The sequence below is a fragment of the Candidatus Poribacteria bacterium genome (assembly GCA_016866785.1).
GTDB lineage: Bacteria > Poribacteria > WGA-4E.
This window is the reverse complement of sequence record VGLH01000078.1, coordinates 1-19810: the sequence shown is the minus strand read 5'-3', so window position 1 is coordinate 19810 and position 19810 is coordinate 1. Positions and strand designations below refer to the sequence as shown.

General features: G+C 64.9%; 16 protein-coding genes. 10 read left to right on the top strand and 6 right to left on the bottom strand.

The window, feature by feature from the left end; genetic code table 11:
* Positions 1 to 182 precede the first annotated feature (182 nt).
* The 3 genes from FJZ36_12110 (at position 183) to FJZ36_12100 (ending at position 5765) form a co-directional block, all read left to right on the top strand.
* Positions 183 to 1691, top strand: coding sequence for a DUF4159 domain-containing protein (locus FJZ36_12110; protein MBM3215646.1), 1509 nt, complete (start codon positions 183 to 185; stop codon positions 1689 to 1691).
* 423 nt (positions 1692 to 2114) lie between these two features.
* The gene (locus FJZ36_12105) at positions 2115 to 3233 is read left to right on the top strand and encodes a DUF2652 domain-containing protein (protein ID MBM3215645.1); all 1119 of its coding nucleotides are present in this window, start codon (positions 2115 to 2117) and stop codon (positions 3231 to 3233) included.
* Positions 3234 to 5765, top strand: coding sequence for a hypothetical protein (locus FJZ36_12100; protein ID MBM3215644.1), 2532 nt, complete (start codon positions 3234 to 3236; stop codon positions 5763 to 5765). It abuts the gene before it with no gap.
* Positions 5766 to 5822: 57 nt separating this feature from the next.
* On the opposite strand, the gene FJZ36_12095 is transcribed toward FJZ36_12100, so the two are convergent.
* From FJZ36_12095 to FJZ36_12075, 5 genes are all read right to left on the bottom strand, one after another.
* The gene (locus FJZ36_12095) at positions 5823 to 6581 is read right to left on the bottom strand and encodes a LamG domain-containing protein (GenBank protein MBM3215643.1); all 759 of its coding nucleotides are present in this window, start codon (positions 6579 to 6581) and stop codon (positions 5823 to 5825) included.
* 99 nt (positions 6582 to 6680) lie between these two features.
* Entirely contained in the window at positions 6681 to 7751 is a 1071-nt protein-coding gene (locus FJZ36_12090; GenBank protein ID MBM3215642.1) for a DUF362 domain-containing protein, read from the bottom strand.
* A complete protein-coding gene (locus FJZ36_12085; GenBank protein MBM3215641.1) occupies positions 7748 to 8707 on the bottom strand; it encodes a hypothetical protein in 960 nt (319 codons plus the stop codon). The genes FJZ36_12090 and FJZ36_12085 overlap by 4 nt, the downstream gene beginning before the upstream one ends.
* Before the next feature lie 28 nt (positions 8708 to 8735).
* Positions 8736 to 9800 carry a peptide chain release factor 1 gene (prfA, locus tag FJZ36_12080; GenBank protein MBM3215640.1) on the bottom strand — a complete coding sequence of 355 codons (1065 nt, stop codon included), beginning with the start codon at positions 9798 to 9800 and terminating at the stop codon, positions 8736 to 8738.
* 29 nt (positions 9801 to 9829) lie between these two features.
* A complete protein-coding gene (locus FJZ36_12075) occupies positions 9830 to 10645 on the bottom strand; it encodes an RNA methyltransferase (protein ID MBM3215639.1) in 816 nt (271 codons plus the stop codon).
* A 307-nt stretch (positions 10646 to 10952) separates the two neighbouring features.
* Here FJZ36_12075 and FJZ36_12070 point away from each other — a divergent pair, with 307 nt between their 5' ends.
* The 7 genes from FJZ36_12070 (at position 10953) to FJZ36_12040 (ending at position 19082) form a co-directional block, all read left to right on the top strand.
* The gene (locus FJZ36_12070) at positions 10953 to 13787 is read left to right on the top strand and encodes a hypothetical protein (GenBank protein ID MBM3215638.1); all 2835 of its coding nucleotides are present in this window, start codon (positions 10953 to 10955) and stop codon (positions 13785 to 13787) included.
* Positions 13788 to 14034: 247 nt separating this feature from the next.
* Complete coding sequence (locus tag FJZ36_12065) at positions 14035 to 14976, top strand: class II fructose-bisphosphate aldolase (GenBank protein ID MBM3215637.1); 942 nt, start codon at positions 14035 to 14037, stop codon at positions 14974 to 14976.
* 111 nt (positions 14977 to 15087) lie between these two features.
* Complete coding sequence (locus FJZ36_12060; GenBank protein ID MBM3215636.1) at positions 15088 to 16167, top strand: tagatose 1,6-diphosphate aldolase; 1080 nt, start codon at positions 15088 to 15090, stop codon at positions 16165 to 16167.
* Between the two features lie 109 nt (positions 16168 to 16276).
* A complete protein-coding gene (locus FJZ36_12055) occupies positions 16277 to 16687 on the top strand; it encodes a hypothetical protein (protein MBM3215635.1) in 411 nt (136 codons plus the stop codon).
* Positions 16688 to 16705: 18 nt separating this feature from the next.
* Positions 16706 to 17704, top strand: coding sequence for a hypothetical protein (locus tag FJZ36_12050; GenBank protein MBM3215634.1), 999 nt, complete (start codon positions 16706 to 16708; stop codon positions 17702 to 17704).
* Positions 17616 to 18500 carry a hypothetical protein gene (locus tag FJZ36_12045; protein MBM3215633.1) on the top strand — a complete coding sequence of 295 codons (885 nt, stop codon included), beginning with the start codon at positions 17616 to 17618 and terminating at the stop codon, positions 18498 to 18500. Before FJZ36_12050 ends, FJZ36_12045 begins: the two co-directional genes overlap by 89 nt.
* 12 nt (positions 18501 to 18512) lie before the next feature.
* Positions 18513 to 19082, top strand: coding sequence for a hypothetical protein (locus FJZ36_12040; GenBank protein MBM3215632.1), 570 nt, complete (start codon positions 18513 to 18515; stop codon positions 19080 to 19082).
* A 6-nt stretch (positions 19083 to 19088) separates the two neighbouring features.
* Here the strand turns inward: FJZ36_12040 and FJZ36_12035 are convergent.
* A partial coding sequence (locus tag FJZ36_12035) for an iron chelate uptake ABC transporter family permease subunit (GenBank protein MBM3215631.1) occupies positions 19089 to 19810 on the bottom strand: 722 nt, incomplete at its 5' end.

Sequence of the window (19810 nt, the reverse complement as noted above, 5' to 3'; positions counted from 1 at the left end):
GCGCGATCAGCCCGCGTGCTCGTCGGATCAACCCGAACGGGCACGATTGCTGCTTGTGGTCTGACGCAACGCGCGACCGGCAGCGGTCGTCACGCTCTTGACGCGGCGAGTCGAGCCGTGTAGAGTGAGAAGAGACCGTCCGGTTCGCGGCGGTACCTGACGACGTGTTAGGAGGCACGCTCATGGCGGGACAGGGCAGAACCAGCTTCGCATTCACCGTATCCCTCATCCTCCACGGGATCGCGGCAGTGGTCTTGACGCTCTACATCCTCGTAGAGAAGCAGATCATCCCGAACCCGTTCGCAGCGGAGTTCGTGACTCCGCCGCCGCCGCCCAAGCCGACGGTGCGTAAGCCCGAGATCAAACAGATTCCCAAGCCTGTCGTCATCACCGATCAGCCGGTGGTGCAGGTGCAGCAGGTGCAGACCCGTGTCACCACCGCCGCGTTCGTGAAGACCGCGAACGTCCGTTCCGACACGGTTCTCGAGTTCGCGCCCAAGTCCGTCCAGATCAACGCTCCGGTGAATCCGGCAGCGCCGCGCGTGATCAACCCGAACATCGCCGTGCCGCAGGTCGTCACGACAGCGAACCTGCCCGTCTCGGACAGCCCCGAAGCCCTCGCCTATTCGGCTCCGGTCGCCGGAGCGGGCATCGGCACGGGTCCGAGCATCGGGCGCGCGGTTGTCGGCGGCGGCTTGTCGGTGGGTCGCGGCATCCAGGGCGGCAAGCTCGCAGGTATCTCGCTCGTGGAGAAGGTCAACGCGACGATCGACGGCATCGGCGATATGGCGCAGTCGCTGACGATCGGCGCGGTGGACGTGCTCCCGTTGCCCAAGGGCGAGCCGGGCGGTCGTGTCGTGGGCCGGGGCAAGGACATCAAGGGCGTGTTCCGCCTCGTCCGCGTGAAGCACAACCTGTCCGACTGGTGGGCTGACTCGTCCTCGCTGAACGCGCTGGCGAAGTGGCTCAACGAGAAGACGCAGATCAAGACCGACATGAACGTAGAAGGCGGCGCGGTTTCGCTGAACGACGCGAACCTGATGAAGTCGCCCCTTCTGTGGATGACCGGTCACGATCCAGCCCTCGTTCAGTCGCAGAGCCTCGCCCGAAGCAGCAGCGGCGGCGGCGGCGGCAAGTTGGACAACAAACTGTCCGACTCCGAAGCGGCGAACCTGCGGCAGTACCTGGTCGACAAGCAGGGCTTGCTCGTGTTCGACGACTGCGGCGTCAACGCGCCCGCTCAGGCGATGATCAAGATCTTCCAGGCGCAGATGCGCGTGGTGATGCCGGAATACGGCATCGAGCGGCTCCCCAACGACCACGAGATCTACCGCAACTTCTACGAGATCGGTGGTCCTCCGGTCGGGTTCGACATCTTCTGGTGGGGAACGCGCCCGCCGAAGCGGAACTTCCTTGAGGGCATCTCGGTCGGCGACAAGCTCGTCGCCATGATGATCCGTCGCGACTACATGTGTGCGATGGAAGCCGTCAACCTACCGACGCGGTCGGTGAACTACTCTCCGGGCGTCTACCGTTGGGCGACCAACGTGGTGGTCTACTCGCTGACGCACGGGAACATCTCCGACTACAAGGACTACGTCCCCGAGGATACGCTGGCGAAGCAGGCGGCTCCGACGGCGGTTCCGCAGTCGACCCGCATCAGCGCGACGCCCATCCCGATCGAGGAATAGGGTCCGGATCGAGGATCCGCTACCAACGCGTCAGGTACAGAAAGGCTGCCTTCGGGCAGCCTTTCTTCGTCCTGCGCACGGACGGTGCACGTATACCAGGGCTGTTTCATGAACGAGTCTCGCCGCCTGCTGCGCAGGTCCAACACTACCTGTCATTCCCGCGAGCCCCGCCTTCGCGGGGCCAGGAAGCGGGAATCCAGGCTCTGGGCTCCCGCTTTCGCGGAAGCGACGGCGATAGAGGGTCAGCGCGTCGACGGATGCCGCAGCGCGCGGGCATCAGCCGGTTGCCTGGGGTGCAGAAGTGCGAGGCGAGGTGTGCTCATGAAACAGCCCTGGCACGTATACCCGCTGCCTTGAGCGGTCGCACACGGGGCGCTATGATGCGAAGGCTGGCATCGACGCGCGGGGTATGGAGGAGGTCCCATGGTCCAGACTGGCTACCTGCTGATCACGGATATCACCGGGTACACGCAGTTTCTGACCGAATCAGAGCTCGAACACGCCCACCAGATTCTTCAGGAGCTCATGCGCGAGCTGCTGCGCGAGATGCGGTCTCCGCTTCGGGTCTCGAACTACCAGGGCGACGCGGTGCTGGCTTACGCCCGACGCGATGATATTATCCAAGGTCAGACGCTGCTCGACACCGTGGAGGGCATCTACGGCGGGTTCGCCGAGGCGCGTGATCTCATCCACCGGAACACGCGATGCACGTGCACGGCGTGCCAAAACACCCCCACGCTCGACCTCAAGGCGTTCGTGCACATGGGCTCGTACATCGCCCAGCGGGTCGGCGACCACGAGGAGCTCAGCGGGCCCGACGTCATTCTCGCGCATCGCCTCATGAAGAACACAATCCGCGAAAGCACTGGCGTCCGGGCGTACGCGTCGTTCACGTCTGCCGCCCTCGACGCGATGGATCTCCCATCGTGGCGTCAGGGACTCATCGCGCACCGGGAGACGTACGAGCATGTCGGTGTCGTCGAGATGGGAGTTCACGACCTATCCGCCGCATGGCAGGCGCGCCTGGCGCAGCGGCACGTCACTGTCGATCGCGGTCAGGGGGTCCTGACATTCCGCGCCAAACTGCCCGTGCCGCCGTCCGTGGCATGGGACCTGGCTACGAATCCGGCTCGGAAGCGCGTCTGGTTGGGCATGTCCGATGTGCGCCACGATGCCACGAACGGACGGCTGGTCGGTCTGGGCACGACGTTCCACTGCGCCCACGACATCGGCGAGTTCGCCGAACGGATCGTTGGCTGGAAGCCATTCGAGTTCGTCACGTTCGACTCGACGGCGTTCAACGGCGTGCGCTACGTGGAGACCTTCCGACTGACCCCGGACGGCGACGGCACTCGCATCGACCTGCTCGTTCGTATCAAGCCTGCCGCCGGTCTCATTGCGCGCTTCCTGGAGCGCAAGCGGCGGGACGAGCTCGCCAACGTGCTGACCATGGCGCTCTCAGCAGGAATGGCAGGCATCGAGCAGATGGCTGCCGAGCACCGCGACGACGGTCAAGATACGCACGCGACTGTGAGCTCCTGAGTGCTGGGCAAGCCAGGTCTCGCGCTCCTGTCCTTGTCTGGCAAGCGCGCGGACGGACGTGTTGACCCGATTCGCACGGGAATCCTGCACATCCTGACTGCGATCCTGCTGTCAGCGACCGCGAGCGCGATGCCGATTGTGTCCGGGGGGCAGCCTCGCATAGTCGTGCAGGTCGGCACGGCGGCGTCTCCCATCGAGCGGCACGCGGCAACGATGCTTTCCGACTTCGTTTGGGGAGCCTCAGGAGGGCGCGTCGTCGTCGAGGCAGGTTCCGCTGCGATTGCCCGAAGCGGCACGGTCGTCATCGGCACTCCCGTTTCCCATCCGCTCATCGCGCAGCTCTCCGCCGACCACCATGTCAGCCTAGATGGCCTCGGCGCGGAGGGATATCACGTCCGAGACTTACGCCTCGCCAACGGAGAGATCGTCGTCGTGGCGGGGAACGAACCTCGCGGTGCGCTCTACGGGGTAATCGCCCTGATGGAAGCGCTGACTTCCCGACACGTCCAGATGGAACCGGTAGACCTCGAGTTCCGCGTGACAGATGTACGTGATCTGACGAGCGACGGGCTGAACCTGCGTTCCTCACCGTACTACCCCGTGCGAATGACCATCGATGCGGACTCGCCAGAATGGCTGGCGCGCCACCGTGTCAATGTCAGCGGCGCAGAGGGCGTCTGGACTGGAACCGGGATCGACGACGGGATCGGGGCGGCGGTTCAGTACGTGTTCGGCTTCGACGAGTTCCAGGATGTCAGCGTCGCACGCCGTCTGACGCTCATACAAGAGCTGCGAGCCAGGTCGCAATCGCTCGCCGAGAAAGGGATCGACTCCTATCTCTTCATGTATCTGACCGGCGAGCCGACGAAGGCGCTGATCGAGGCTCGTCCGGATCTGTTGGGGCCCGAAGTCGCCTATCCGGCGTCGAGGAACGGGAGATCCTATCGCCCCTTCTGCTGGTCCAACCCGGACACCGTCGCGTTCTTCGTCGACCTTATCCGCGAGATCATGCGCGCGCATCCTGACCTGACGGGCTTGCACCTGCGCGCCTGGGGAAGCGAGACGCGCGCGTGCGAATGCCCGGAGTGCGGAGGCGCTGGGCTCCAGGGACAGGAACGGCTCTGGAGCCTCGTCGACGAGATCATCCGCTCGGCGAGGAGCGTGCGCCCTGGAACACGCTTCATCCTGTCGGGGTATGAGGGCGAATGGCTTCGCGATCCAGATCGCCGCCATCTGCGGTCGCTGCCTAGCGGGACGATCATCCTGCAGAAGTGGGGCATCGACGGCGAACCCACAGGCGATCCCGAGCTCCCACGAGGGCTCCTGGGCGACGTGGTGTCAGCAGGGCATCACCTGGTTGTCATCTCGCACGATGTTGAGGAAGTTCAGCCGCTGTGGATGGTCGAAGCCAGCCTGTTTACCCTCGGCGTTCTGCGTTTCTCGCTGGATGCCAGCGTCCCTCGATTGGGCGGTTTCACGCTTCAGGGCTCCGACTCCATCGGCGATCTCGATCGCCGTCTTGCAGCGCGGCTTAACTGGAACCCCTCACCGGTCGAGTACCAGCTCCTTCCGAACGCGCTGCGCTTTCTACACGGCGAACAGGCGGGGACGGCGCTTCTGCGGGCGCTTATCTCGAACGGCGCTGTCCTTTCGAACTTTTTCTCGGACTACGCCGGCATATCGTCGCTGACCGGAGCATACGGCGAGGGATCGCGCGGCTTCGCGACACGCCTATGGGACCTATTCGGCGACCGCGCGGTGCGCGATATTCTCAACCTGCCCGATGCCGATGCCGTGCAGTACGCTCTCGACCGACTGTCGGCGCTCCGGTCGGCACAGGACGAAGCGACGGCATACGCGCGCGAAGCCTATGTCGTCACGACCCAACGCGACGCAGGGGTCGATGACGTCTGGCATCTCATGGAAGCGTGGTCGGCGCTGTTCGCGTCCCGTTGGTCGCTGATCGAGGCGATGCGTTTGGCTCGAGTCGGCGCCCAGACGAGTACCGTCGAGGAAGCCCTGCGATCAGCGATCTCTGAAATGAGGCGGGTGCGGGAACAGCTTGACGGCGTCGCCAGCTACGGCGCACTCATTCATGCGAACGCCGGGGAGACGAAGGCGCTCGTCCTGTCGCGGATTGACGCAGACATCGCGCGCATGGAGTCGTTGACTGCCGCAGGGCTCCGCCAGGACGATCCAGGCGGCGTCGACGATCCAGCGTTGGACCAGGGGCGGTTCGCGTTGCTCGATGTCCGGGTCGATGCCGGTCGCAGCGTGCCAGGCGAGGCAGTCGTTGCCTTTCGGCTCACGCACGATGCCGATGCCGTGGAGCTGGACGTGTTCAGCCTAGGTGGGGCGCGCGTCGCGCACGTGCTGCGGAGAGACATGCGACGCGGCGCCGGGAGGGTGCGGTGGGACGGACGTGGTTCCACTGGGGAACCGGTCGCCCGAACGCTCTACGTGTTTCGGTTGACGGCTCGACGTGGCGAGGAACGGCTGGACGCCCTGGGACGGCTCGTGCTCCAGCCATGATGCCGGAGCGGGGCAGGGCACGAGGCACGCGCCCCGTGCCCTGCGTCGTCCCGAGACCTAGCGCGATGTCTTCAGAGTCGCCCAAGTGGAGGCGGACTTTCCGCCGGGAGAGACTGCAAGCAACGTCGGGATACCCGATGCGCGGATGTCATCGAGCTCCGCGAGGCTGAGCGCCTTGTTGAAGACGGCGACCTCATCCACCTTTCCCGGTATGGGCATCAGGTTCGTCTGAGCCAGCCCGATGCGGAAGGTCTGAGGGATCTTGTCCATCGCGCCGCCGCCGGGCGTCGTCGCGTCGAGCTTGCCGTCCACGTACTGGATGACATCCTTCCCGTCGTACACGCCAGCGACGAAGTGCCATTCGTTCAGCTTGGGCGTCTCCTTCTGGATCCCTCGAGTCCCCTTCCAGCCGCCGAAGTGACACCATATCTCGACCTTGCCGGCAGTCCATTGCATCGTGTATCCGCCGGCATTCGCTGGATTGCGCCGACCCCACAGGTTCGAGTCGCCGGGCGCTTCGGTCGGATAGATCCAGCCGAGAAGCGTGATCGCCTTGGTGATGTCCAGTTGGGGGATGTCGGGGAACTCGACGTAGCTGCCGGCGACGAGCTGGATGCCGCCGCCCAGCTTGCCGTCCTTCACCCACTTCAGGTCGCCGGTGACCGCGCCGGATGCCCCGGTCGCGCTCTTGTCCCCGACCTTGGCTCCCGCGCCTTCTTCGAACGGCACGTAGAGCACCATGCTGTCGAAATCGATGCCACGCGCCACCGACGCAACGACGATCAAGGCGCACACACTCAGTAGAAGTCGCCTCATGGTTGTCTCCTCTTCGCTGGCTCCGCAGCCGTTGCCGATTCACCATCCACGGTGCATCGCTTCGGCGTACAGCGCAACCTGCGCGGACGACGGACACGCTCAGGATATGGTCAGTTGCTCGCGCTCGATATCGTCGGTATCAGCCGTGCCGATGGCGAGCTCCGCAGCGCGTCGGATATAGCCCGTCTCGCGAGTGATCGTCTTCAGCCGTGACTCCGGCTGAGCCTGACGACGCGCGTTCAGCGCTTCGAGCAGAACGGTATCGAGCGCCACCGGATCGCGCGACATGTAGAGGCGGTTCGCATCCCAGTGCCATACGGGATCGTAACCCGGGCCCGTCGAGTACGCACCCGACAAGGCGTCCACGATGGTGACGGCGTGTTTGCCGCGGAGCGCGCTCTGGGTCCAGATGTCGGCGATCACGGGAACGCCGTCGCCGTTCGTCGCGTGGAACCGCGCCGTGTTGCTGACCGATCCCAACGCGAGCGACGACAACGCGCCGCTCAACCCGACGATGGGGTGCGACTTGAGCACAGGCAACGAGACGATGCGCGTCGCCCGTTTGGTCAGCACGTTGCTGTAGTGTGACAGCGTGCCGTGAGCATCGCGGCGAGCCGCAAGGTCCTCGTCCGTCTCGACGTACAGCGCTTCGTCGTATCCGTCGACCGATATCTGCGACGCTTCGCCCTCGGATGCGACGAGCGTTCCGACGGGGTCGCCGAACCCACGTTCCGGCGCTGGCTTCCCGCTGTACGCGAATCGCGCCAAATGGGGCGCGAAGCGATCCCAGACGAAGATGTTCTGCGGCGGCACATCGGCTCCGACCAGCGACCGGATCACCTCGTCGATCAAGGCATGGTGAGTCGACAGACCGGGCACCGTGACGCTCGCCTTGATCGCGACGACGTCATTGGGCGCGACGAGCATCTTCCAACCCGTGTCCGCTGTCCGCTTGCCCGTCAAAGCACGGATCCCGTCGTCCACCATCGCTCTCAGCACCGAACCATCGACGAGGTGTTCCCGCTGCACCGTCTCCGACTGCACCTCGACAACTCGAGCCGGAGGCTTCTGCGCCAGAACCGACTCGCGCCTGAGCCACAGGGCTCCGCTCGCCGCGCCCAGGGCGCTCAGTCGCAGGAATTCGCGTCGACTCGGTTCCGATGTCGTCATCGCGCCAGAACCGTACCCTTCTCACCGACGATCCACGCGCGTTTGCCTCTGACGGCGATATCGAGCAGGTTCGGCAGCGTCGTCTCACCGTCACTCGGAAACGGGCTGAGCTCCCATGTATCGCCGCCGTCGCGCGTGCGCAGCAACGTGCCCTTCTCGCCCGCGATCCACCCCTCTTGCTCGTTCAGGAACGCGATAGCGTGAAGCGTCTGGGGTACTGGGCTCGCCTGCGGCGTCCAACGCACACCACCGTTGGTTGTGCGCAGGATCGTGCCCTCTCGTCCGACAGCCCATCCTCGGCGCGCGTCGAGGAACGCCACGTCATAGAGCGGCGTCTCGCCCTCGACCTCCACCATGCTCCACTGCTCGCCGCCGTTGTTCGTGATGAGGATCCGCGCGTTGTCGCCGACGGCGCACCCGTGCGATTCGTCCGCAAATGCGACGCTCCAGAGATGGTCGTCGTTGCGGTGCTGGGTCTCCCATGCGCCGCCGCCGTTGTCGGTCCGGGCGATGGACCCGAAACCGCCGACGGTCCAACCGCGCGTGCGGTCGAGGAAGCGCATGCCGAGGATGCCCGATTTGGACCCGGTGTCCTGACGCCGCCACGTCGAGCCACCGTCCGTTGTGATGAAGAACGTCCCCTGAGAACCGCCAGCCCAACCGATCCGCTCGTCCGCGAACTCGACCGTGTTGAGCACCAGCGACGCGCCGTCGGATGCCGACGCCTGTTGCGCAGACCAGGTCTTGCCGCCATCGCGCGACGCGAGGATCACGCCGCCGTTTCCGACCGCCCATCCGAGCTTGTCGCTTGCGAACGACACGCCCATCAGATGGGGAGCGCCGTCGACGGTCACGCGCCGCCAGCCTTCTAGCTTGTCTCGCCGGCAGCCTGCCGCCGCTACAGCGAGTCCGACGACGATCACGCAGAGCGCGACACGGTTCCAGAGGCGGCGCATCGTCAGAGGCTCCTCCTCGGTCGATCTCCTACAAGGCGCTCAGTTTCGCGTGCTGGTCAGCCGCAACGAGTCCGTCGATCAGCGTGTCCAGATCGCCGTCCATCACTTCCATCAACTGGTAGATCGTGAGCCCGATCCGGTGGTCGGTGACTCGGCGCTCGTGGAAGTTGTAGGTTCGGACCTTCTCGCTCCGGTCGCCCGACCCGACCATCGAGCGGCGGGCTTCGGCGCGTTCGGTCTCTTTCTCGCGGAGCATCATATCGTACAACCGCGACCGCAGAACGACCATGGCTTTGGCTCGGTTCTTGATCTGCGACCGCTCGTCCTGGCAGGTGACGACGAGCCCGGTGGGGATGTGCGTCACGCGAACCGCTGAGTCGGTCGTGTTGACCCCTTGTCCGCCGGGCCCGCCGGAGCGATAGACATCGACCCGCACTTCGTCTGGAGCGATCGCGACGTCGATCTCCTCAGCCTCCGGCAGGACGGCGACCGTCACCGCAGACGTATGGATTCTGCCGCTCGCCTCAGTCTCGGGAACCCGCTGCACGCGATGAACGCCGCTCTCGAACTTCAAACGGCTGTAGACACGCGTGCCCGACACCGAGAAGATGACTTCCTTGTATCCTCCGATGGCGGTTTCGTTCAGTGACAGCAGCTCGGTCTTCCAGCCCTTCCGCTCTGCGTACCGTTGGTACATGCGGCAGAGCTCGGCGGCGAACAATGCAGCCTCATCCCCGCCGGTGCCCGACCGAATCTCGAAGATCGTGTTCTTTTCGTCGTTGGGGTCTTTCGGGATGAGCTGGATCCTGGCTGCCTGCTCCAGCTCGTCTCGACGCTGGGTCAGGGAGTCCGTTTCCTCGCGTGCCAGTTCGCGCAGTTCCTCGTCGTCCTCGAGCTCCAGCAGCTCTTCTGCGGACTTCAGGTCGTCCAGCACCTTCCGGTACTCGGTGTAGAGCGCGACCACAGGCTCGAGCTCGGCGCGGAGGCGACCCAACCGCTGCACTTCCGCCTGATCGCCGTACACATCGGGGCGACTGAGCGTCTCGTCCACCTCCCGCAGTTTGTCGGCGATGTCGGCGAGCTTCTCGATCATATCGAGCATTCGGAATCGTCCGTTCTAGGTCAGGTCTTGTCGTCGAGATGTCGCTGGCGGCGAACTTCGTATAGGGCGATGGACGCTGCGACGGCTGCGTTGAGCGATTCGGCGGAACCCGACATGGGGATCGACGCGTACTCGTCGATCACCGTGCGCACACCCTCCGCGATGCCGTCCTGTTCGCTGCCGATGACGAGCACTGTCGGTCGGGTGAAGTCGACGCTCGACAGCGTGCGCGCCGCTCCCGGATCGAGTCCGATGACTGCCAGCCCTGTCAGCGTGTTTCGAACCTGGTCGATCCAGCCAGTCCATGTCTGGGCGTCGGGCGTGGCAGTCATGGGCAGCGAGAACGCCGAGCCCATCGTCGCCCGCACCGTTCGCGGGTCAAACAGGTCCACGGCCGGCTCGATGATGATACCACAGGACGCCCCAAGCGCGTCCGCCGAGCGGATGATGGCTCCTAGGTTCCCGGGATTTCGCGGCCTGTCGAGCGTCAACGCCAGGCAGTCTTGGCGCACTGCCAGGTGATGCAGCTCCAATCGTCGCTGCTGGATCACCGCGACGATCTCCGTGTCTCCCCGGTCGCCCAACCTTCGGAGGATGTGGTCAGCCACTGGAACTCGAGCGTTCGGATCGCACGCTTCGACCAGAGCCTGCGCGCGCGGTGAACGCCGGGCGTCCGGGTAGTACAGAAGCTGCCGCACGAGCCAACCGGCTCGCACGGCTTCCGTGATCGCCTGGGCCCCGTGCGCGACGAACTCCCCTGCGGAGTCGCGGCAACGCCGCTTGGCTAGCAGCGACCGTACATGCTGAATCTTGGGGTTGGATCCGGACGTGATCATGCGCTCAGAACCGATCCCAGCACGGTAGGTGCCATTCCGCCCGTGCCGCCGCGAGGCACAACTTGGAACGGCTACAGACTAGTGCCCGCGACGTTTCGCCGTCAATCGGCAGCAGTGATTCTTTCTTGGGTACTGTCGATCACACCCCAAACCGTGATCGTCACACATTCACCTTCAGTCCCGCAGCCAAGACCAACCTACGCTGAGAGCCGGTCGCGATTGCCGCGCCGAGCTTTCCGATATATGATCGAAAGCTGGTGGCCATCGCTCGCGCCGGAGACGGCTGCGAGCACATGAAGGGGGTACGATGAACCGGGCTCCATGGCGTTGGCGCGCGATCGGTGTGTCGGCTCTTGCGCTGCTCCTACCATTCCTGGTCCTACAGGCAAGTGCAAGTGTAACTCGCACCGAATTCAGTAGCAGCAACCCTCCAGCGAAACTCGACGCAGTGCTGCGCACGCTGTCGCGAATGCGTCCTGGGATGGTTCCTGAGTTCGCCGAGACCGTCGCGCTGTACCCACGTTCCAACGGATACTCCGTTGGCGTCTTGATGGTTGGGCGCATGTCGCCTGTCGACATCAGGTCGCTCGGCGGAGAGGTCGTCGGAAGCGCCGGCGGCGGTGTCACGGTCGCCCACATCCCCGTGCGCGCGTTGCGCGAGCTCGAGTCTCTGCCCGGGCTCACCCGTGCGGAGGCATCGCTGGTGCGTCGCCGTACCCTCGACGCTGCCACCCCGGCGACTCTCCGAGATGCCGCCTATGTGAGGACGGGGTTGAACCTGACGGGGAAGGACGTCGTCGTTGCCGTGATCGATACGGGGATCGACGTCACGCATCCGGCGTTCCGCCGCGATGACGGGAGTACCCGGATGTTGGGATACTTCGACGCCGAGAGCACGACCTCCTGGACGTCGGAGCAGATCAATGCCGCGCCGGAAGCAGCAGCTCCCGACAGCGACGGGCATGGAACGCACGTTGCCGGGATCGCGGCCGGCAACGGCAGAAGCGCGGACGGAAAGACACCCTACGTCGGGCTCGCGCCAGACGCCGATCTGCTGATCGTCCGAGGCGGAGCCAAGGGGTTCGCCGACGGAGCCGTGTTGTCCGGCGTGCAATGGATCTCCGATCAGGTCAAGTCCCTCCGTGCGCGGACTGGGAGCAAACATCCCGTCGTGATCAACATGAGCCTAGGGAGTCACATCGGTCCGCACGATGGTACCTCGCTGTACGAGCGTTCGCTCGCTGACTACATCCGAAACGGCATTCCGATCGTCGTTGCTGCCGGCAATGAGTTCCAAGACGGGATCCATCGCACGGCGAGCCTCGCGCCAGGCGAATCCGCCGACCTGGCGTTCGTCCAGAAAGGCGACGCCGGCATCTCCGTGTCCGGCTCTGGCATGCTGGACATCTGGTACACCGGGACTCGCGCCGTGTCGGTCGAGGTGCTCGTTCGCGGGGAGACGCTCGACTTCGACGGCGGGCGAAGGCGGCTTACGCCGGGCTCATGGGGCGAGATCGTCCGCGGCGAGTCGGCGATGACCATCGACAGCATCGATGCAGGCGTGGCGCACAACCCGCCCGGCTTGGCAGACGAGCTTGGCGGCGACGGTCGAGGCGGACAGCGGATATTGGTTTCGTGGAAGTGGTCCGGAGGAACGCTCAGCCCCGCAGGCGTGACGCTGCGTCTGCATGGCGACAACAGGGAAGGCTCTATCGAGTGGCACGCCTATCTCGACGATGGGATTGGGCTCTCATTCCGGGACGCGGCACCGGAGGGCACGATCGGAAGCCCAGCCACCGTGCCGACCGCAATCGCCGTCGCGTCTTACATCTCGAAGCCGACTTCCGACGAAGCGCGCCTCGGGGACATATCGGCTTTCAGTAGCGCGGGCCCGATGCGGAACCAGGGCCCGTCCTACCCCAAGCCCGACATTGCCGCGCCCGGCGACGAGATCATCGCCGCCAGGACGCGCGGACACAAAGACCCGCCGAAGGAAGCGTCCGACTACGTCGGGTCGAGCGGCACGAGCATGGCATCTCCGGCTGTGGCGGGCGGGGTCGCCCTGCTCCTCCAAGCGCACCCCGACCTGACGCCTGCCGAGATACAATCCGCCCTGCGCGCGACCGCCGTCGCATCTGGGGACCCCAACCGATGGGGAGCCGGCAAGGTCGATATCGCGGCGGCGCTACGAAAGCTGACCGTCGTGCCGCCTCCTCCCCCTCCCCCCGGCGTCCGTCCAGTGGTCAGCGTGACTGCCCCAACGGCATTCGTTCGCGATGCGGGCGGAGCAACCGGCAGCGGGACGATCTCCGTCAACGTCCAGTTCCACGTCGGGCCTTGGTTCTGGCGCGTCGGAACACCGTTCGCCGATTCGGGCGCTGCGCAGGGAACTCCCGTGCCGTCAGGCTCGTCGGCGACCATCAGTGGCTTCAAAAACGGCGAGACCGTTACGGTCCACGTCGCCTTGGGCGACGCGAGCGGCAACCTTCTGAACCCTTCGGTCACTGCCAGTACGACATTCACGGTCAAGCTCCCGCCATTGGCTGAGGACATCGACGGTGACAGCGTGGTCAACATCGTCGATCTGGTTCTCGTCGCTCGCGAGTTCGGAGCGTCACCCATCACCAATGCCCGCGCAGATGTCAATGGCGATGGCGTCGTGAATATCGTGGACCTTGTGTTGGTGGCTAGGCAGTTCGGTGTGGCTGCGTCTCCTTCCCTGCGAAACGGCGGCGAAGCCGACTTCGTCGCCCGGCTGATTGCAGAGGTGCGTGGGGCGGACGACGGTTCCGCCTGGTTCCGAGAGGGCATCGCGGCTTTGGAGCGGCTTGCCGTCGCCCTGCGTCCCAACGCCACCGCTCTGCTGCCGAACTATCCAAACCCATTCAACCCGGAGACCTGGATTCCGTTCCACTTGGCGGAACCGTCAACAGTCGAGGTGCTCATTCTGCGCGCAGACGGTCTGGCGGTGCGGCGACTCTCTCTGGGCTCACTCCTGCCGGGCGCGTACATCAGCCACGGTCGCGCCGCCCACTGGGACGGTACCGACGAACTCGGCGAACCGGTTGCCAGCGGGCTCTACTTCTACGAGCTGCGCGCCGGTGCCTATCGCGAGGCTCGCCGGATGCTGGTTCGCAAGTGATCATGTAGCGCTCGTGCCTTCCAGTGCTGCGCAAAGCGGTTCCCCTGGCGTCCTCTGAGCCGATGAGGACGCCGGGGGAACCTTGATGGAGCGCTCCGCAGGATGCTACACTGCAGGCAACACGCCGCCGAACCTGCACACGACCGCGCTCTCGGCGGCGACGATCGCAGGAGTTGCGGCTCCGGTCGTGTCGCGGTCAGGTTGTGCGGTTACGAACGGCAAACCTCGCTGTCCCGGAGATCCCACAATGATCGTCACCACGAAGCAACTGTTCGAAGTCGCGTACGGCAACTTCGCCATCGGCGCCTACAACATCAATAACGCCGAGCAGACGATGGGGCTCTTCCGCGGCAACAGCCAATCCAAGGCTCCCTTCATCATTCAGATCAGCAAAGGCGCACGGAAATACACCGACAAGCGGCTTCTCGAGGCGATGATCCGAGCGGCCGAAGAGATCTTTCCCGACACCATCTTCGCCGTCCATCTCGATCACGGTGACGAGGAGACCTGCTACGACTGCATCGAGTCGGGTTTCTACTCGAGCGTGATGATCGACGCGTCTCACGAGAAGCTCGAGGACAACATCGCGATCACTCGACGCGTCGCGGACGCTGCCCACGCGAAGGGCATCAGCGTCGAGGCGGAGCTCGGCACTCTCGGCGGCGTCGAGGAGGACATCGTCGGCGACCATCCGAGCCTGACCAACCCGAAGGACGCCGTGCGTTTCGTCCAAGAGAGCCAATGCGACAGCCTCGCCGCGGCGATTGGGACGAGCCACGGCGCGTACAAGTTCTCCGGCGCTCAGTCCATCCACTTCGGGCTGCTCGAGGAACTGCAGAAGCGCATGCCGGGGTTCCCGCTCGTCATGCACGGCTCCAGTTCGGTGCCCAAAGAAGAGGTGGATCGCATCAACGCAGCCGGCGGGGTGCTCAAGGGAACGGCGGGCGTCGACACGAGTCACTACCTGCCCGCAGCCAAGCGCGGCGTCTGCAAGATCAACATCGACACCGACGGGCGGCTCGTGTGGACTCGCGTGCATCGCGAGCACTTTCAGCAGGTTCCCAGTGAGATCGATTTCCGCAAGCCGGGCGCCACGTTTATCGACGAGTACGCCAAGTTCATCGCCAGCCGGAACGAGCTTCTAGGCTCTGCCGGACAGGTGGACGACGTTCGCCGTCACGTCCAGTGAGCGCCGCGTGAGGACGTCAATGTCTTCGGGGCACGGGTTCCCTGACCTTGTGGGGCCCGTGCCTTTCGCGCTCTAGACGACCTCCTGTGCGTCGCAGATCGGAGACCTTCCATGGCGTTCGAGGACCACGATGTTCCCAGACTGACGCCCGGCAAGCGACGCGGGCTCGAACGGATCGCGGGCAGTGACGGACGCTTCCGAATGCTGGCGACGGATCAGCGCGGATCGCTGATCCGGTCCCTGGCGTCACAGATGGGCTGCCGAGAGGAAGACGTCACCGACGAAGCCCTTCGGGCTGTCAAGCGGTCGATCATCAAGCACCTCACACGGCACGCGACGGGCTTGCTGACGGACCCCACGTTCGGGTTCGCGTCGGCGATGGATGCGGTCGGGAACGCAGTCGGTCTGCTGCTGTGCATCGACGAGAGCGGCGTCCTCAAGCTGGGCGGGAATGCACCGGCGAAGGTTTCGGCTCGTTTGGAGACGTTCTCGATCGAACAGGCGAAGCGCTGCGGCGCAGACGCCGTGAAGGTCCTCGTCCCGTATCGGCCGGACGCGCAGGATGGGAGCAGCGACTTCCAGGAACGCTACGTTCGCAGCATCGGCGCCGAGTGCGCCCGATGGGACATCGCGTTCGTGCTCGAAATCGTCGCCTACGAGATGGGCGAGCCCGGCAAGAGCTCGCCGGAGTACGCGTCCGCCAAGCCGCGATGGGTCGCCGACAGCGCGCGCGTGTTCTCCCGTCCCGAGTTCCGCGCCGATGTCCTCAAGCTCGAGTTCCCCGCCGAGCTCCGCATGTGCGAGGGGTTCGCCGACGGTCGGTTCGGGGGAGCCCCGCGCGAGCCCGTCTATTCGCTGTCGGAGGTCGAATCGTTCTGTCGAGACGTCGACAGCGCGTGCGATCTGCCCTGGGTCATCCTGAGCGCAGGCGTCGGGTTCGCCGAGTTCGTCGAGAACGTGAAGCTGGCTTGTCGCGCCGGCGCGAGCGGCTTTTTGTGCGGGCGCGCGCTGTGGAGCGAGTCGGCAGCATGCTACCCGGACCTGGATGCGATGGACAAAGCGGCTGCGACGGTCGGCATGTCTCATTTCGTCGAGCTCAACCAGGCGGCGGCGAATGCCCTGCCATGGTTCGAGCACCGGAGCATCGGAGGCAAGGACAGGCTCCGGTTTCCCGAGACATGGTTCGCGTAGCCATCCGTACTCCAAGCCCCAATCCCCTGTAACCCTCCGACTCGCCGTCGAGTAATCCTGGGTTAGTTCGTTCGTCCCAGATACTCCTGCGGTGCTCGGAGGGATTCCCATGAGCGTCTTCGAACGGCTCAAGCGCGCTGCTGGCGCGTGTCCAGAGTCGTTCCTCGTGAACGCCACGCGCAGCCAGGCGCTCCTGACGGAGGTCGCCCAACTCGGTCGCTACACGCCCACCAACGACGGGATCGTTGCCTTCACCCAGTTCCCGATCCACGACGTCGAAGAAGCACAGAAGCAGTTCGCGCCGAACCTGACGCGCGACGAGTTCGTGCGGAACCTGCACGTTTATGCCACGACGCTTGTCGGCGAGGGCTACAGCGACGGACGCCACTACCGGTTCTACCTGCATGAGGATGGATGGCGCGTGCAGATCGCCGAGGGCTCCGGCGTCCGGACAGCGGCGATGGATGATGCCGCGTTCAACGCCTTTCTCCGCGAGCGCGCCGTTGCACACGCAGCCTAGGGCGGCAATAATCGACGCATGCGAAACACCTCTGCCGCCGGAAGCTATCTGCTGGTCATCGCCGCTGCGGGATTCGCTTCGCGCGCCTTCACGCTGACCGGCTTCGGCGCGAAGCCGAAGTGCCTGGTCAACGCGGGAGTGGACGGAGCGACCGTCCTCGAGGAGATCACGCGCGAAGCCGCAGCGAGCGGAATCGATGACTGCGTCATCGTGACCAGCGCCGCCCGCGACCCGGCGATCTTGGCTCGGTTCTTCGACCCGACCGCCGAGGACCCGTCGCTGGGGGAGTACCTCCAGATACGCTCAAAGACCCCCGAGCTGGCACAGTTGGCGGCGAGACCGAAGTTCCGGATTCGGTATGTCCATCAGGCGGAACCCCGCGGCTTCGGCGAAGCCGTCGCGCTGACCCACCCCTACGCAACCGGCGCCGCCCAAGACGGCAGTCCGTACTCTGGGATCGCCGTCGCTCTGGGCGACGACCTCGTCCATGCTCGCGTACCCGCCACGGCACAGCTCATCTCGGCGCACCGAGCGACCGGTCACATGACGATTGCCGTGCAAGAGGTGTCCCGAGACGACGCCAGGAAGTACGGCGTCGTACGGGTCGAGCCCGAGCCCGTCCGCCTGGGTGACGGGTTCCTCGGGACCCGCGCGTTCCGAATCGTCGATGTGGAAGAGAAGCCAGACGATCCGCAACCGAATTGGATCGGCGGCGAAGAGGTCTACCTGGCGATCGTGGGGCGCTACGTGCTGAACGTCGAAGACGTGGAGTTCCTGACCACCGGCAGTGGAACCCTCAAGAAGGAGTTGGACTTCACGACGCTTCTCCGCCGCAACATCGAACGAGAGCGGCTCATCGGCGTCGATCTCGACGGGACGTGGCACAGCGTCGGCGACCCGACGTCGGCGCAGCAAGCCTACATCCACTATGCGCTGGTTCCGCCCAACGGCGAGCGGACGCCGTCGCAGAAGTCGCTCATCGCGTACGTGCGTCGGCTACTCGAGGAGAACGAGTAGAGAGCTTCGTCGTGAGGTGTTCGAGGAGGAGGCTTCTGTGGACAACGTGCGGCTCGAAGAGCTGCGAGGGCCCGGCTATACGGTCCTCGTCGGTCTGTTCGGCGGCGAGCGCCTGCCGGCGCTTCGTGACGCGCTCGACAGGATGCATCGTGACGAGGCGCATGTTCCGCGTCAGACTGCCGAGCCCGGATGCCTCCGGGGCTACAACCTGATCCGCAGGAACGCCCTGTTTCGCGAGGCGCTCGTAGAACCCGCCGTACTCAGCCTCGTGGAAGTCCTGCTCGGGAGCGACTGTATCCTCCACAGCTTCGAGTCGCGGTCGGCGTTGCCGAACGGCGGGGGCAAGCAATCCCTGCACCGCGACATGCCCTACGCCGAGAACACGCCGTTGTCGGTCAACTGCGTCTGGATGCTCGACGACTTCACCGAGGACAACGGCGCGACTCGGGTCGTGCCCGGAAGCCATCGACGCGCGGAGGGCCCGGAGCGCGACCGCGACTACGCAGACGAAGTGCTGGCAGTCCATCCGGCAGGTTCAGTGCTGATGTTCAATACGGCGGTCTGGCACGGTGGTGGACCCAACCGCACGGATCGCATCCGCCGGGCTTTCCACGTGCACTACTGCCGCAGTTGGGTCCGTCCGCAGCGGGATCACATGCGATCCATGGACGCCGACTCCCTGCGGGGCGCGACGCGCACGTTCCTCCGACTGCTTGGCTACAACAGTCAGCTCGAGTTCGAGCCCGTCCTGAACGACCACCAGCGACTGCCGGTTCCCGAAGCATCCGACGCCTGAGGCGCGCCTGCGATGGTGTTCAGGTGTGATCTGTCTTGGGTTCGGAACCGACACGTCCTCACTTGCGCCGCCATGATGGCGTGTGCGGTCTTGGCGGGGTGCCGTCCGAGCGAAGCACCCCAATCGCCGGTCGTCGCGGAGATCGCTCTTGCCACGGACGACGACCTGCTTCGGATCGTCGACCGCCTGCCGTTCGGGCTGTCCTATCGCGATGTCAAGCTTCGACTGCCAGCGATGGGCGAGATCCATCCCGACGGGCACTCGGAGCAGTCCATCGCTCAATCGCTGTTCGAGGCGTCGATGCCGGTTCGACTGTTGCGGCAGGACGCATCGCTCGAACTGAACTTCGGGTCCGGCGGGCTCTACTCGTACTACTACTGGGTGACCGAGCTCGATCTGACGCCTGCGGACAATCTAGTCTCCGCCGTAGAGGCGTATTATACGGAGCTCTACGGCAAGCCAAGACACCTCGACGGGAACCAGCCGATCTGGATATTGGACACGTCCCGGCTCATCATCCGTCAGTTCGAGTGGAACGGGACACAGGTTGTCCAGTTCGGCTTCGAGCAACGAGGGACGTAGGAGCGTCTACTTCGCATGGGTCTGCCGCAGGACATAGAGGAAGAACGGCGCGCCGAGGAACGCCGTGAGGAGCCCGACCGGAAGTTCCAATGGCGCGAACAGGGCCCGGGCGAGTAGGTCGCAGACGACCAGGAACACTCCGCCGAACAAGCTCGCAGCCGGGATGACCTTGCGGTTGTCCGCGCCAACCAGCCGCCTGACGATGTGCGGCACGATGATTCCTACGAACCCGATCACGCCAGCCACCGCCACCGTCGTCGCCGCTGCAAGCGTTCCTATCGCCAGCAACCACCGCTTGAAGCGCTCGACGTTCATGCCCAGATAGGCGGCGTGCTCCTCTCCGAGCAGCATGATGTTGAGCCCGTTGGCGAGTCGCCAACTGATCGCGACAATCGGCAGCGTGAGCTCTGCGACGAGAAGGACATGGCTCCATCCCTTGCCGGACAGGTTGCCCATCAGCCAGTAGAGAAGCGCCCGCACGTCTTGGAGGGTATGAATCCACAGATATGAAGTGACCGCCGTGCAGATGGAGCCGATGGCGATACCGGCGAGCAGTATGTCCGCCAGGCTCAGGAACTTGCCCTGGCTCGCCAAGATGTAGGCAGCCCCGACTGCCACGATCCCTCCGACAAACGCGAAGGCGAGCATACCTCCCAGCCCGCTGCCAGACACCGCTGCCGTGCCGCCACTCGCTGTCATGCCCAGGAACACCGTGGCTCCCAACGATG

Bases quoted from the DNA above. Each gene is read 5' to 3' on its own strand.
- FJZ36_12110 (MBM3215646.1), top strand. From the start codon at position 183: ATGGCGGGACAGGGCAGAACCAGCTTCGCATTCACCGTATCCCTCATC.
- FJZ36_12050 (MBM3215634.1), top strand. From the start codon at position 16,706: ATGCGAAACACCTCTGCCGCCGGAAGCTATCTGCTGGTCATCGCCGCT.
- FJZ36_12070 (MBM3215638.1), top strand. From the start codon at position 10,953: ATGAACCGGGCTCCATGGCGTTGGCGCGCGATCGGTGTGTCGGCTCTT.
- prfA (MBM3215640.1), bottom strand. From the start codon at position 9,800: ATGATCGAGAAGCTCGCCGACATCGCCGACAAACTGCGGGAGGTGGAC.
- FJZ36_12060 (MBM3215636.1), top strand. From the start codon at position 15,088: ATGGCGTTCGAGGACCACGATGTTCCCAGACTGACGCCCGGCAAGCGA.
- FJZ36_12065 (MBM3215637.1), top strand. From the start codon at position 14,035: ATGATCGTCACCACGAAGCAACTGTTCGAAGTCGCGTACGGCAACTTC.
- FJZ36_12090 (MBM3215642.1), bottom strand. From the start codon at position 7,751: ATGACGACATCGGAACCGAGTCGACGCGAATTCCTGCGACTGAGCGCC.
- FJZ36_12040 (MBM3215632.1), top strand. From the start codon at position 18,513: ATGGTGTTCAGGTGTGATCTGTCTTGGGTTCGGAACCGACACGTCCTC.
- FJZ36_12105 (MBM3215645.1), top strand. From the start codon at position 2,115: ATGGTCCAGACTGGCTACCTGCTGATCACGGATATCACCGGGTACACG.
- FJZ36_12055 (MBM3215635.1), top strand. From the start codon at position 16,277: ATGAGCGTCTTCGAACGGCTCAAGCGCGCTGCTGGCGCGTGTCCAGAG.
- FJZ36_12095 (MBM3215643.1), bottom strand. From the start codon at position 6,581: ATGAGGCGACTTCTACTGAGTGTGTGCGCCTTGATCGTCGTTGCGTCG.
- FJZ36_12075 (MBM3215639.1), bottom strand. From the start codon at position 10,645: ATGATCACGTCCGGATCCAACCCCAAGATTCAGCATGTACGGTCGCTG.
- FJZ36_12085 (MBM3215641.1), bottom strand. From the start codon at position 8,707: ATGCGCCGCCTCTGGAACCGTGTCGCGCTCTGCGTGATCGTCGTCGGA.
- FJZ36_12045 (MBM3215633.1), top strand. From the start codon at position 17,616: ATGCGCTGGTTCCGCCCAACGGCGAGCGGACGCCGTCGCAGAAGTCGC.